This is a genomic window from Streptomyces sp. NPDC001536 (assembly GCF_042894505.1).
Classification (GTDB): Bacteria; Actinomycetota; Actinomycetes; order Streptomycetales; family Streptomycetaceae; genus Streptomyces.
Genome location: NZ_JBIAVQ010000015.1, coordinates 111,866 through 124,294, shown reverse-complemented (window position 1 = coordinate 124,294; position 12,429 = coordinate 111,866). Strand labels below are relative to the sequence as shown.

At 68.4% G+C, this 12,429-nt stretch carries 10 protein-coding genes and 1 tRNA gene; 8 read left to right on the top strand and 3 right to left on the bottom strand.

Features of this window, described 5'->3' with window-relative positions; genetic code table 11:
- Window position 1 precedes the first annotated feature (1 nt).
- Window positions 2–1,456, top strand: a complete 1,455-nt coding sequence (locus tag ACFY0U_RS34460; protein WP_388642701.1) for a tyrosine-type recombinase/integrase — start codon at window positions 2–4, stop codon at window positions 1,454–1,456.
- 134 nt (window positions 1,457–1,590) lie between these two features.
- Here the strand turns inward: ACFY0U_RS34460 and ACFY0U_RS34455 are convergent, their stop codons facing one another.
- The 3 genes from ACFY0U_RS34455 to ACFY0U_RS34445 form a co-directional block, all read right to left on the bottom strand.
- Window positions 1,591–2,220: a hypothetical protein gene (locus ACFY0U_RS34455; protein ID WP_388642480.1), complete on the bottom strand. Its 630-nt coding sequence runs from the start codon at window positions 2,218–2,220 to the stop codon at window positions 1,591–1,593.
- Window positions 2,221–2,345: 125 nt separating this feature from the next.
- Window positions 2,346–2,579, bottom strand: coding sequence for a YozE family protein (locus ACFY0U_RS34450; RefSeq protein WP_388642479.1), 234 nt, complete (start codon window positions 2,577–2,579; stop codon window positions 2,346–2,348).
- 203 nt (window positions 2,580–2,782) lie between these two features.
- A tRNA-Arg gene (locus tag ACFY0U_RS34445) sits at window positions 2,783–2,854 on the bottom strand.
- Between the two features lie 206 nt (window positions 2,855–3,060).
- Here ACFY0U_RS34445 and ACFY0U_RS34440 point away from each other — a divergent pair.
- The 7 genes from ACFY0U_RS34440 (at window position 3,061) to rho (ending at window position 12,321) form a co-directional block, all read left to right on the top strand.
- Window positions 3,061–3,531, top strand: a complete 471-nt coding sequence (locus ACFY0U_RS34440; protein ID WP_388642478.1) for a response regulator — start codon at window positions 3,061–3,063, stop codon at window positions 3,529–3,531.
- A gap of 120 nt (window positions 3,532–3,651) precedes the next feature.
- Complete coding sequence (gene nrtL / locus ACFY0U_RS34435; RefSeq protein WP_388642476.1) at window positions 3,652–4,785, top strand: ArgS-related anticodon-binding protein NrtL; 1,134 nt, start codon at window positions 3,652–3,654, stop codon at window positions 4,783–4,785.
- A 17-nt stretch (window positions 4,786–4,802) separates the two neighbouring features.
- Window positions 4,803–6,194, top strand: a complete 1,392-nt coding sequence (gene lysA / locus ACFY0U_RS34430; protein WP_388642475.1) for a diaminopimelate decarboxylase — start codon at window positions 4,803–4,805, stop codon at window positions 6,192–6,194.
- A 146-nt stretch (window positions 6,195–6,340) separates the two neighbouring features.
- Window positions 6,341–7,633: a homoserine dehydrogenase gene (locus ACFY0U_RS34425; RefSeq protein ID WP_388642699.1), complete on the top strand. Its 1,293-nt coding sequence runs from the start codon at window positions 6,341–6,343 to the stop codon at window positions 7,631–7,633.
- A 6-nt stretch (window positions 7,634–7,639) separates the two neighbouring features.
- Complete coding sequence (thrC, locus tag ACFY0U_RS34420; RefSeq protein ID WP_388642473.1) at window positions 7,640–8,698, top strand: threonine synthase; 1,059 nt, start codon at window positions 7,640–7,642, stop codon at window positions 8,696–8,698.
- Window positions 8,699–8,956: 258 nt separating this feature from the next.
- Window positions 8,957–9,886 carry a homoserine kinase gene (thrB, locus tag ACFY0U_RS34415; protein WP_388642471.1) on the top strand — a complete coding sequence of 310 codons (930 nt, stop codon included), beginning with the start codon at window positions 8,957–8,959 and terminating at the stop codon, window positions 9,884–9,886.
- Window positions 9,887–10,308: 422 nt separating this feature from the next.
- The gene (rho, locus tag ACFY0U_RS34410; RefSeq protein ID WP_388642470.1) at window positions 10,309–12,321 is read left to right on the top strand and encodes a transcription termination factor Rho; all 2,013 of its coding nucleotides are present in this window, start codon (window positions 10,309–10,311) and stop codon (window positions 12,319–12,321) included.
- Window positions 12,322–12,429: the final 108 nt, after the last annotated feature.

The window sequence follows — 12,429 nt, the reverse complement described above, 5'->3', positions numbered from 1 at the left end:
CATGGACAACGACACTCCTGTCCTCCGGCCGCACGGGGAAGCAAAGCCGGGATATTCCCTCGACATTCGGCTCTGGAAGGTCGCGAAAGTCAATCGGAAGGCACGTCCGTACCAACTGCGATGGGTTGTAGGCGGAAAGGTAAGCAGCGCGACTTTCGCCACGTCGGCACTTGCCGAAAACCGGCGCTCGGAATTGCGGCAGGCAATGCGTCGAGGCGAGGCATTCGAGATTGCAAGCGGACAGCCTGAGTCTGAAGTCCGCGCGGCAGCAGCAGCGGCCAAAGTCGCTGAAGGAAAGCCGCCGTTGCGATGGTTCGAGTTCTGCCGGAAGTACCTCGCCGGGCGGTGGCGTGCGAGCGCGGCCAAGACCCGAGAAGGTATGGCGGACGGTCTTGCCGCCGTTTCTCTCGCCATGGTTAAGCGTGGGGACGACGCTCCCTCTGATGAACAACTGCGGTTGGCTTTCCGGTGGGGGGTGGTTCCCGCAAATGCGAAGGAGGATCCGCCGGCCAACCTCAAAGCCGCGTATGAATGGCTCACGGCGACGGACCGCCCGGTCAGCGATGTGGCAGACGCTGCGGTGTTCGAGGATGTGCTCTATCGCCTCGGGTACAAGCTGGACGGCACCCCGGCAGCAGGGGACACGTACAGACGGCGCCGCCGTGCTCTGAACACCGCACTCGAACATGCGGTAGTAGCGGGCGACCTCCCGGAGAACCCGCTTCAGCGCACTCGCCGGAAGCACGTGGGCTCCAATGTGGTGGTGGACCGGCGCGTCCTCGTGAACGCCATGCAGGCTCGCCAGTTGCTCGCGGCAGTCTCTTACGTTGGTTCATGGGATCGGTGTCGTGGGAGGCGTCTGGTGGCCTTCTATGCGGTCCTGTACTACGCGGGCCTGCGTCCGGCCGAAGCGGTCGGATTGAGGCGCTCTGACTGCCACCTCCCAGACGCAGGATGGGGCACGCTGACGCTCCGGGAGACGCGTCCTGTCTCCGGGAAGCAGTGGACCGATTCCGGGGAACGTCACGACCGGCGCGGGCTCAAGGCGCGGGAGGCCACGAGTGATCGGCCGGTCCCCATCCCGCCTGTCCTGGTGGCGATCCTGCGGGCTCACCTGGACTCGTTCGGGACGGCCAAGGAAGGGCGCGTGTTCGGCAACGAACGTGGGGGTGTGGTCGGTTCTTCTACCTACTGGCGGGTCTGGGAGGAAGCACGGGAATACGCGCTCCCTCCTGAGCGCGTCGACTCGCCGTTGGCTGGGCGCCCGTACGACCTCCGGCATGCCTGCATCACACGGTGGTTGAACGCCGGGGTTCCGATCGCTGAGGTAGCTCGGCGGGTCGGCAACTCTCCCGAGGTGATCCACCGGCGCTATCACGGCTGCATCGACGGTCACGAGGAAGCCGCCAACGCGAAGATCGCAAAAGCGCTGGAAGAGGACGGAGACTCTGCATAGCGGTCCGTATCACCGCGCTGCGAGGGCGGCCCGGGAGGCTCGGACCGCCCTCTAGCGCTGGAGGCCTTCAAGCGTCGGGGTTTAACCAAGACCGGCTCAGCACTCTTCCTTAACGCAAGCCCATTCGAGGTCTCTTAGCTTAGGTCCCCATCGCGCAGCGCGCCCATACGTTCAAGGACATACCCCATGAGAACCTTGCGGCTTTCTTCCACCTCACGGAACGCGTCATAGGCTCCACGGCTTCGGCGGTCAAGGAACGGCAATTCTGCCACTCCGGACTCGATCATTCTCGATAAAATGAACGTCTTGTATGCGAAGTTATTAAATGCATCGGCTACAGGGGGCCCGTTAACCACTTGGCCGGCGGCCCCCGTGTATGGATTAGGTAGAGTGCTGGTGTAATCAGGCCCTGGAGTGCTGTTGTGGATCCGGAAATCCCATCCGTGGATCCAGAGACCTTCTGCCGCTGCGATCACCTTTCTTTTCGCGGCCTGAATGTCGGACCGAAACCGATCTTCGTTGAATTGATTGCCTGTAAAACTTTCCGATCTTTGGTCGAGGGTATCCTCTAGAAGCATCACTAGGTCGCGGGTAGCATTCCGCAAGGCCATTAGTTTCTCGAAATGGCCTTCTGCGCGAGACCGATCCCGCTCGCGATCCGTCCTCCTGTTCTGCAACAGTGGCACCGAGAGGGTTCCCAGCGCTCCCAGTAGCGCCCCTCCTACGGCTCCGATTAACCCATACACCGCTGCGCCATCCGCCATATGCCCATGCTCCCTCCGGCATAGCGTGGTCCACGCCAAGGTCATTGACCCGGCGCAACCCGCATCGTAAAGGCCTCTAGAGGCGCAGCGAGGGGCCAATACTCCTGTTGGATCGCGCTACCGACTCAGACATCGCCCAGCGTCGCCCGGTACGCCTCGTATCGCACCCAGGCGTTTTCGAACATCTCGATGGCAGCTGGGATGGCGCCGCACTCTTCGAGATAGGCCAGCTGTCCCGCCCGGTTCCTTCGCGAGGGCCAGTCGGGATCGTTGGCGACATCACGGGCGAGGTCGCCGATGCCGGTGTCTCGATCGGTTTGGGTCTTCAACCAGGCTGTGAAGCTCTTCGGTTTGGGCATGTCCACATCCTTCCGCAATGCCCCCGAGATAGTCAGGGGTGCCCTACGCGTGACCGTGTCGGAGGTGTGTCGCGTGTATCGCAGATGGTGCGCGAACAGTGAGAGGCAACGAGAAAGAGCGGGAGTCAGTGAGACTGACTCCCGCTCTCTCAAGTCGGCATCCGCACAGGTCAGAGCTTGATTCTTGCTGTCTGACTGGCGAGTGCCCCCGGCAGGATTCGAACCTGCGCACACGGCTCCGGAGGCCGTTGCTCTATCCCCTGAGCTACGGGGGCGTGTCGGTCGCGTTGCTCGCGGCGACGAGTAGAACACTACCAGCTTCGTCGGGGTGTTCATGAACGGGTTTAGTGGGGTCGTGGGCCTGTCCGGGAGGGGGCGTGGTGGTCGGTTGTGTGGACTGGTGATCTCGTTCGTTCGCCTGCGGGGGGCAGAAGTCGGTAAAACCCGGACGCGGTGGCCGGTCCGGACCTACTCTCGAGTTGTGCCAGGCGCGTCGGGCCGGGTGCTTGTTGTGGACGACAACAAGGTCATCCGGCAGTTGATCAGGGTCAATCTCGAGCTGGAGGGCATCGAGGTCGTGACCGCGGCCGATGGTGCCGAGTGTCTGGATGTGGTGCATCAGGTACGGCCCGACGTGGTGACCCTTGATGTCGTTATGCCCCGACTCGACGGGCTTCGGACCGCCGCGCGGCTGCGTTCCGATCCACGGACCCGTGATCTTCCCCTTGCCATCGTCAGCGCGTGTACGCAGTACGAGGTCGAGAGCGGGCTCGACGTCGGTGTCGACGCCTTCCTGGCCAAGCCCTTCGAACCTGCCGAACTCGTCCAGCTCGTACGGCAGTTGATCGAGCGCGGGCATGCCGGGGACCCGGTCGAGGAGGACAGCGACGACGTCTTCGGGCGCGTCCTCGGCGCTGGGGAGACCGAGAGGGCCGGGCGTACCGGCGGTTGAGCCGAGACCGACCCAGGACACCGCATCCGCGTCACGCCTCCCCGCCGACTCCGTCCACATCGCGGACCTTCGCCCAAACCGACTCGCTTACCCACCCCCCTCCTCCCCTACGCTTGTCCCGTGACCCCCGTCGAGCTCTCCCGCACCGTGCTGCGCGCGGTCCGTCGCGCTGTCGACGGTGGAGAGCTGAGCGTGACCGTTCCCGGACGGGCCGTCGTCACGCCCCCCGGGCCAGGTGGCTGTGGTGACTTCGCCACCACCATCGCCCTCCAGCTCGCCCGCCCCGCCGGGCAGCCGTCGGAAAAGGTCGCCGAGATCCTCCGGCCGTATCTCCTGGACGCCCCCGGCGTCACCGACGTCGTCGTCACCGGGCCCGGCTTCCTCAACATCAGCCTGGGCGACACCTCCGCCGCCGCGCTCGTCGAGGAGATCCTGCGGCGTGGCCTCCGCTACGGCCATGTCGACCGCCCCGCGGGACAGATCGTGCAGCTCCACGCCCCGCACGAGGTCCGCGCCGTCGTCGTCATGCAGGCCACCGCCCGCATCCTCATCTCTCAGGGCGCCCTCGTCCGCACGTCATCGGAAGCCCCGCCCCGCCCGGAGTGGACCGACATCCTCGGCGCGCACGTCGACGCCTTCGGCACCCCCGAGGCGCCCGCCCCCCTCGACGTCAACGTCCGTCCGGTGCCCGCCCCCGCCGACCCCACCCCCCTCGGCCGCGACGCCGCCCGCTGGGCCCTGCTCCACCCCGCCGCCCATGACCGTCCCCGCATCACCGACGAGCACCTGGTCCAGCGCGAGAGCAACCCCCTCTTCCGCGTCCGCTACGCCCACGCCCGCACCCGAGCCCTCAGCCGCAACGCCGCCGACCTGGGATTCGACGCCCACCCTGGCGACGTACAGCTCGAAGGCCCGCGTCCCAGCGACGCCCACCCCGCGACCGCGCACCCGGCCGACACCCACCTCACAGACACACACCGGGCGCACACCCCCTCGGGCGCCCTCATCACCGCCCTCGCCGACCACCCCCGGATCCTCCGCACCACCGCCGAGGCCCGCACACCGGACCGCCTCGCCCGTCACCTCGTCACCGTCGCCGACGCGACCCTCGCCTTTCTCCCCACGGTCCTCCCGTTCGGCGACGAGAAACCCTCGGTCGCCCACCGCTCCCGGCTCGCTCTCGCCGAAGCCGCCGGGACGGTGCTGGCCGGCGGCCTGACCCTGCTCGGCATCGACGCACCCGACCACATCTAGAGAGCCAGCGACAGATCATGAGCCGTTCCGCACACCCCGCCGGGCCCCGTCACGCCGACGTCCTCCCCGAGGGCCACTACTCCGCGCCGCCCGCCGACCTCAACACCCTCGACCCCAAGGTCTGGGCCCAGACGGTCACGCGCAACGAGGACGGTGTCCTCACCGTCGGCGGTATCACCGCCACGCAGCTCGCCGAGGAGCACGGCACTCCCGCGTACGTCATCGACGAGACCGACTTCCGCGCACGGGCCCGCGCCTGGCGTTCCGCCTTCGGTGCCGACGCCGACGTCTTCTACGCCGGCAAGGCCTTCCTCTCCCGCGCCGTCGTGCGCTGGCTGCACGAGGAGGGGCTCAACCTCGACGTCTGCTCCGGCGGCGAGCTCGCCACCGCCCTCTCCGCCGGTATGCCCGCCGACCGCATCGCCTTCCACGGCAACAACAAGTCCACCGACGAGATCCGCCGGGCCATCGAGGCCGGTGTCGGCCGTATCGTCCTCGACTCCTTCCAGGAGATCGTCCGGGTCGCCCACATCGCCCAGGAACTGGGCAAGCGGCAGCGCGTCCAGATCCGTATCACCGTCGGCGTGGAAGCACATACGCACGAGTTCATCGCCACCGCCCACGAGGACCAGAAGTTCGGCATCCCCCTCGCCGGCGGACAGGCCGCCGAGGCCGTGCGGCGTGCGCTTCAGCTCGACGGTCTCGAACTCATCGGCATCCACTCCCACATCGGGTCGCAGATCTTCGACATGTCCGGGTTCGAGGTCGCCGCCCACCGGGTCGTCGGGCTGCTCAAGGACATCCGTGACGAGCACGGCGTAGAGCTTCCGGAGATCGACCTCGGTGGTGGCCTCGGTATCGCCTACACCTCCGACGACGACCCCCGCGAGCCGCACGAGATCGCCAAGGCGCTCACCGAGATCGTCACCCGGGAGTGCGAGTCCGCCAAGCTCCGCACTCCGCGTATCTCCGTCGAGCCGGGGCGCGCCATCGTCGGCCCTACCGCGTTCACGCTCTACGAGGTCGGGACCACCAAGGCCCTCGACGGGCTGCGCACCTATGTCTCCGTCGACGGCGGCATGTCCGACAACATCCGGACCGCGCTGTACGACGCCGAGTACACCGTCGCCCTGGTCTCCCGCACCTCCGACGCCGAGCCGATGCTCGCCCGTGTCGTCGGCAAGCACTGCGAGAGCGGGGACATCGTGGTGCGGGACGCGTTCCTGCCGGCCGACATCGTGCCCGGTGACCTCATTGCCGTACCGGCCACGGGTGCCTACTGCCGGTCCATGGCCAGCAACTACAACCATGTGCTGCGGCCGCCGGTCGTCGCGGTGAACGACGGGGAGTCCCGGGTCATCGTCCGCCGTGAGACGGAGGAGGACCTGCTGCGTCTCGACGTCGGCTAGGCCCCGTGGCCGCGGGGTGGAAGATCTCCTGTCTTCCACCCCCGTACAAATGAAATAGATGTCTCACGATCCGGACGAAGGGTAGAAACTCCCGTCCGGTGAGTGAGACTGGTCCAACCGTAGACGGTATGAGGAAACGAGGTCGGATGATGCGTACGCGTCCGCTGAAGGTGGCGCTGCTGGGCTGTGGGGTTGTCGGCTCAGAGGTGGCGCGCATCATGACGACGCACGCCGACGACCTCGCCGCCCGTATCGGCGCCCCCGTCGAGCTCGCCGGTGTCGCCGTGCGACGGCCCTCCAAGGTGCGCGAGGGCATCCCGGCCGAGCTGGTCACCACCGACGCCACCGCCCTGGTCAAACGCGGGGACATCGACGTCGTGGTGGAGGTCATCGGGGGCATCGAGCCCGCCCGCTCCCTCATCACCACCGCCTTCGAGCACGGCGCCTCCGTCGTCTCCGCCAACAAGGCGCTCCTCGCCCAGGACGGCGCGGCCCTGCACGCCGCCGCCGAGGACCACGACGCGGACCTCTACTACGAGGCCGCCGTCGCCGGTGCCATCCCGCTGATCAGGCCGCTGCGCGAGTCCCTCGCCGGCGACAAGGTCAACCGCGTGCTGGGCATCGTCAACGGCACGACCAACTTCATCCTCGACAAGATGGACTCCACCGGCGCCGGCTACCAGGAGGCCCTCGACGAGGCCACCGCGCTGGGATACGCCGAGGCCGACCCGACCGCCGACGTCGAGGGCTTCGACGCCGCCGCCAAGGCCGCCATCCTCGCCGGTATCGCCTTCCACACGCGCGTGCGTCTCGACGACGTCTACCGCGAGGGGATGACCGAGGTCACCGCCGCCGACTTCGCCTCCGCGAAGAACATGGGCTGCACCATCAAGCTGCTCGCCATCTGCGAGCGGGCCGAGGACGGCGGCTCCGTCACCGCGCGCGTGCACCCCGCGATGATCCCGCTGACCCATCCGCTGGCCTCCGTGCGCGGCGCCTACAACGCCGTCTTCGTCGAGTCCGACGCCGCCGGTCAGCTCATGTTCTACGGCCCCGGCGCCGGTGGTGCCCCCACCGCCTCGGCCGTGCTCGGCGACCTCGTCGCCGTCTGTCGGAACCGGCTCAATGGTGCGACCGGTCCCGGTGAGTCCGCGTACGCCGCCCTGCCCGTGTCGGGCATGGGGGAGGTCTTCACGCGGTATCACATCAGTCTCGATGTCGCCGACAAACCGGGTGTTCTCGCCCAGGTCGCGACCGTGTTCGCCGAGCACGGGGTTTCCATCGATACGGTTCGCCAGCAGGGCAAGGACGGCGAGGCGTCCCTCGTCGTCGTGACCCACCGCGCGTCCGACGCCGCCCTGGGCGGGACCGTCGAGGCGTTGCGCAAGCTCGACACCGTGCGCGGTGTCGCCAGCATCATGCGGGTTGAAGGAGAGTAACCAGCAATGACCCACCAGTGGCGCGGAATCATCGAGGAGTACCGGGACCGGCTGCCCGTCTCCGACACCACGCCGGTCGTGACGCTCCGCGAGGGCGGCACGCCCCTCGTGCCCGCGCAGGTGCTCTCCGAGCGCACGGGCTGCGAGGTCCACCTCAAGGTGGAGGGCGCGAACCCGACCGGGTCCTTCAAGGACCGCGGTATGACCATGGCCATCACCCGTGCCAAGGAGGAGGGCGCGAAGGCGGTCATCTGCGCCTCCACCGGCAACACCTCCGCCTCCGCCGCCGCGTACGCCGTGCGCGCCGGCATGGTCTGCGCCGTACTCGTGCCGCAGGGAAAGATCGCGCTCGGCAAGATGGGCCAGGCGCTCATCCACGGCGCGAAGATCCTCCAGGTCGACGGCAACTTCGACGACTGCCTCACCCTGGCCCGCGGTCTGAGCGACAACTACCCCGTGGCGCTGGTCAATTCGGTCAACCCGGTCCGTATCGAGGGCCAGAAGACCGCCGCCTTCGAGATCGTGGACATGCTCGGCGACGCACCCGACATCCACGTCCTCCCGGTCGGCAACGCGGGCAACATCACCGCGTACTGGAAGGGCTACAAGGAGTACGCCGCCGACGGCATCGCCGCGAAGACCCCCCGTATGTGGGGCTTCCAGGCCTCCGGCAGTGCCCCGATCGTGCGCGGCGAGGTCGTCAAGGACCCGTCGACGATCGCCACCGCCATCCGCATCGGCAACCCGGCGTCGTGGCAGTACGCGCTCGCGGCCCGCGACGAGTCCGGCGGCCTCATCGACGAGGTGACGGACCGTGAGATCCTGCGCGCCTACCGGCTGTTGGCCGCGCAGGAGGGCGTCTTCGTGGAGCCCGCCTCCGCCGCGTCCGTCGCCGGTCTGCTGAAGGCCGCCGAGCAGGGCCTGGTCGACCCGGGCCAGAAGATCGTGTGCACCGTCACCGGCAACGGCCTCAAGGACCCCGACTGGGCCGTCGCCGGCGCCCCGCAGCCGGTCACCGTCCCGGTCGACGCGGCGACGGCGGCCGAGCGCCTCGGCCTCGTATAAGGGACAATCCCTGGAGCGACTCCCTATAGGGGGCGACATCCCTATAGGGGGTGCACAGGGGGCTTACGACACGCATCGTGCGCCTCCTGTGCGCCCTATGTCGCCACAGAACCTTCCTTCGATAGGCTGTACTGAACCCGCCCGCCGCATATGCCCCCGCGCATGGCCGGGCGTCGCGTCATCTCCGCGACCCGAGGGTTTCCAGGTACGTATCGAATGTCTTCGACAATCACGCAGCTCAAGGAGAGTCATCGAGCGATGGCCGGTCCAGCGTTCCGCGCCGCCGCCGTCCGGGTGCGCGTCCCCGCCACCAGCGCCAACCTCGGCCCGGGCTTCGACGCCCTCGGCCTGTCGCTGGGGCTCTACGACGACGTCGTCGTCCGGGTGGCCGACTCCGGGCTGCACATCGATATCGCGGGTGAGGGCAGCGAGACCCTCCCGCGCGACGAGAAGCACCTCCTCGTACGGTCCCTGCGCACCGCCTTCGACCTGCTCGGCGGACAGCCGCGCGGCCTGGAGATCGTGTGCGCCAACCGCATCCCGCACGGCCGTGGCCTGGGCTCCTCCTCGGCCGCCATCTGCGCGGGCATCGTCGCCGCGCGAGCCGTGACCATAGGCGGCGAGTCCAGGCTCGACGACACCGCGCTCCTTGAGCTCGCGACCGAGATCGAGGGCCACCCCGACAATGTCGCGGCGTGTCTGCTCGGCGGTTTCACGCTCTCCTGGATGGAGGCCGGCGCCGCGCGGGCGATCAGGATGGAGCCCGACCGTTCCATCGTTCCGGTGGTTTTCGTGCCCGGGAAGCCGGTCCTCACCGAGACCGCGCGCGGACTGCTGCCGCGCACCGTGCCGCACGTCGACGCAGCCGCCAACGCGGGCCGTGCCGCGCTGCTCGTCGAGGCCCTCACCCGGCGCCCCGAGCTGCTGCTGCCCGCGACCGAGGACCGGCTGCACCAGGAATACCGGGCTCCGGCCATGCCGGAGAGTGCCGCGCTCGTGGAGCGCTTGAGGGCGGACGGAGTTCCGGCCGTGATTTCCGGGGCCGGGCCCACCGTTCTCGCGCTCGCCGACGAGGACAGCGCGGACAAGGTGGCCCATCTGGCAGGTGAGGGCTGGGCCGCCAACCGGCTCGAACTCGATGCTCAGGGGGCGAGTGTGCTGCCGCTCGCTTCCACCGGTGACATGTGACAGGGACATTTGAAATCCGGCGGCGAGCCGGATTTCGAGAGGGGGAATGTTTGTTGGATCCGGTAGTGTTAACCTCAAGTCTGCACCCGACCCCACCATGGCGAGGTGCTTCACGTCCCCGTCCGGGACAGACATTCTTCCGGGAGCCTCCCAAGCCGCACTGTGTTTCGTACGACGTACGTGGGCTGTATCTCGTACGCGAGCACTGAGCGACTTGCCGGGCACGCTCCGGAACCGGTGCGACCGAGCCATGTGACACAGACAGTCGGTGTCACTGCTCTGGGAAGCGCCATCACCAGATTCCTCCGCCGCCCAGGCGGACCACCGCCCCGGCACGGTCCACAAAGATGGGACCGACGTCGGACAGCACAAACGGTCGCCGAGCCAGACAGGCCGACGTCCGCTCCAGGGAAGGACCCTTCGTGAGCGACACCACCGATCTGATGGGCGCACGTGTCGAGGAGACCGCTGCCGCGCCCGCCACGGACGCCTCCGCGCCTGCCAGCGGTGCCGGCTCCCGGCGGCGCCGCGGTACCGGCCTCGAGGGCATGGTGCTGGCCGAGCTGCAGCAGGTCGCATCCGGCCTCGGCATCAGGGGCACCGCGCGTATGCGCAAGAGCCAGCTGATCGAGGTCATCAAGGAGGCACAGGCCGGCGGTGGGGCCGCCCCGGCGAAGGCCGCGTCCGCCGCCGCGGACACCGCCGAGACCAAGCCCAAGCGCCGCGCCACCTCCAAGGCCCGTACCGGCGAATCCGCCGAGAAGAAGGCGGAGAAGGCGGCCGAGGCCCCCGCCGAGAAGGCCGTGGCCCAGCAGCAGATCGAGATCCCCGGCCAGCCGGCCAGCGAGGACGCCGCTCCCGCGGAGCGCCGCCGTCGCCGTGCCACGGCCGACGCCGGCAGCCCCGAGACGGTGGTCGCCGAGGCGAAGAGCGAGCCGAAGGCCGAGACTCCCGCGCAGCCGCAGGGCGACGCCGGTGACGCGGACGGCCGTCAGGGCCGTCGCGACCGCCGGGACCGCGGCGACCGTACCGACCGCGGTGACCGCGGTGACCGCGAGCGGGGCGGCCGGGACCGCGACCGCCGCGGCAAGGGCGACGACCAGCAGGGCGGCCAGCGCGGCCAGCAGCAGAGCCAGCAGCAGGGCGGCGGCCGCCAGGACCGCAATGCCGGCCCGCAGGACGACGACGACTTCGACGGCGGCCGCCGTGGCCGTCGCGGCCGCTACCGTGACCGTCGTGGCCGTCGCGGCCGTGACGAGATGGGTGGCACCGCCGAGCCGCAGCTCGCCGACGACGATGTCCTGATCCCCGTCGCGGGCATCCTGGACATCCTCGACAACTACGCCTTCATCCGTACGTCGGGTTACCTCCCGGGCCCCAACGACGTGTACGTCTCCCTCGCCCAGGTCCGCAAGAACGGCCTGCGCAAGGGCGACCACATCACCGGTGCGGTCCGTCAGCCCAAGGACGGCGAGCGGCGCGAGAAGTTCAACGCGCTGGTCCGGCTGGACTCCGTCAACGGCATGGCGCCCGAATCCGGGCGCGGGCGGCCGGAGTTCAACAAGCTGACGCCGCTGTACCCGCAGGACCGCCTCCGTCTGGAGACGGACCCGGGCGTCCTCACCACCCGCATCATCGACCTCGTCGCGCCGATCGGTAAGGGCCAGCGCGGTCTGATCGTGGCCCCGCCGAAGACCGGCAAGACCATGATCATGCAGGCGATCGCCAACGCGATCACGCACAACAACCCCGAGTGCCACCTGATGGTCGTCCTGGTCGACGAGCGTCCGGAAGAGGTCACCGACATGCAGCGGTCGGTCAAGGGCGAGGTCATCTCCTCGACCTTCGACCGCCCGGCCGAGGACCACACCACGGTCGCCGAGCTCGCCATCGAGCGCGCCAAGCGTCTGGTGGAGCTGGGCCACGACGTCGTCGTGCTGCTCGACTCGATCACGCGTCTGGGCCGTGCGTACAACCTCGCCGCGCCCGCCTCCGGCCGCATCCTGTCCGGTGGTGTCGACTCGACCGCCCTGTACCCCCCGAAGCGCTTCTTCGGTGCGGCCCGCAACATCGAGGACGGCGGCTCGCTGACCATCCTCGCCACCGCCCTGGTGGACACCGGGTCCCGCATGGACGAGGTCATCTTCGAGGAGTTCAAGGGCACCGGCAACGCCGAGCTCAAGCTCGACCGCAAGCTCGCCGACAAGCGCATCTTCCCGGCGGTGGACGTCGACGCGTCCGGCACCCGTAAGGAAGAGATCCTGCTCGCTCCCGACGAGCTCGGCATCGTCTGGAAGCTGCGCCGGGTGCTGCACGCGCTCGACCAGCAGCAGGCGGTCGAACTGCTCCTCGACAAGATGAAGCAGACGAAGTCGAACGCCGAGTTCCTGATGCAGATCCAGAAGACGACGCCGACGCCGGGCAACGGCGACTGACGTAAGTCTTTGTAAAGAGGGCCACCCTTGGTGCAAGGGTGGCCCTCTTCGCTGTCTGTGGCTCAGTGTACGATCGCGCTCTTCGGTCACTTTTTCGACCCTTGAACT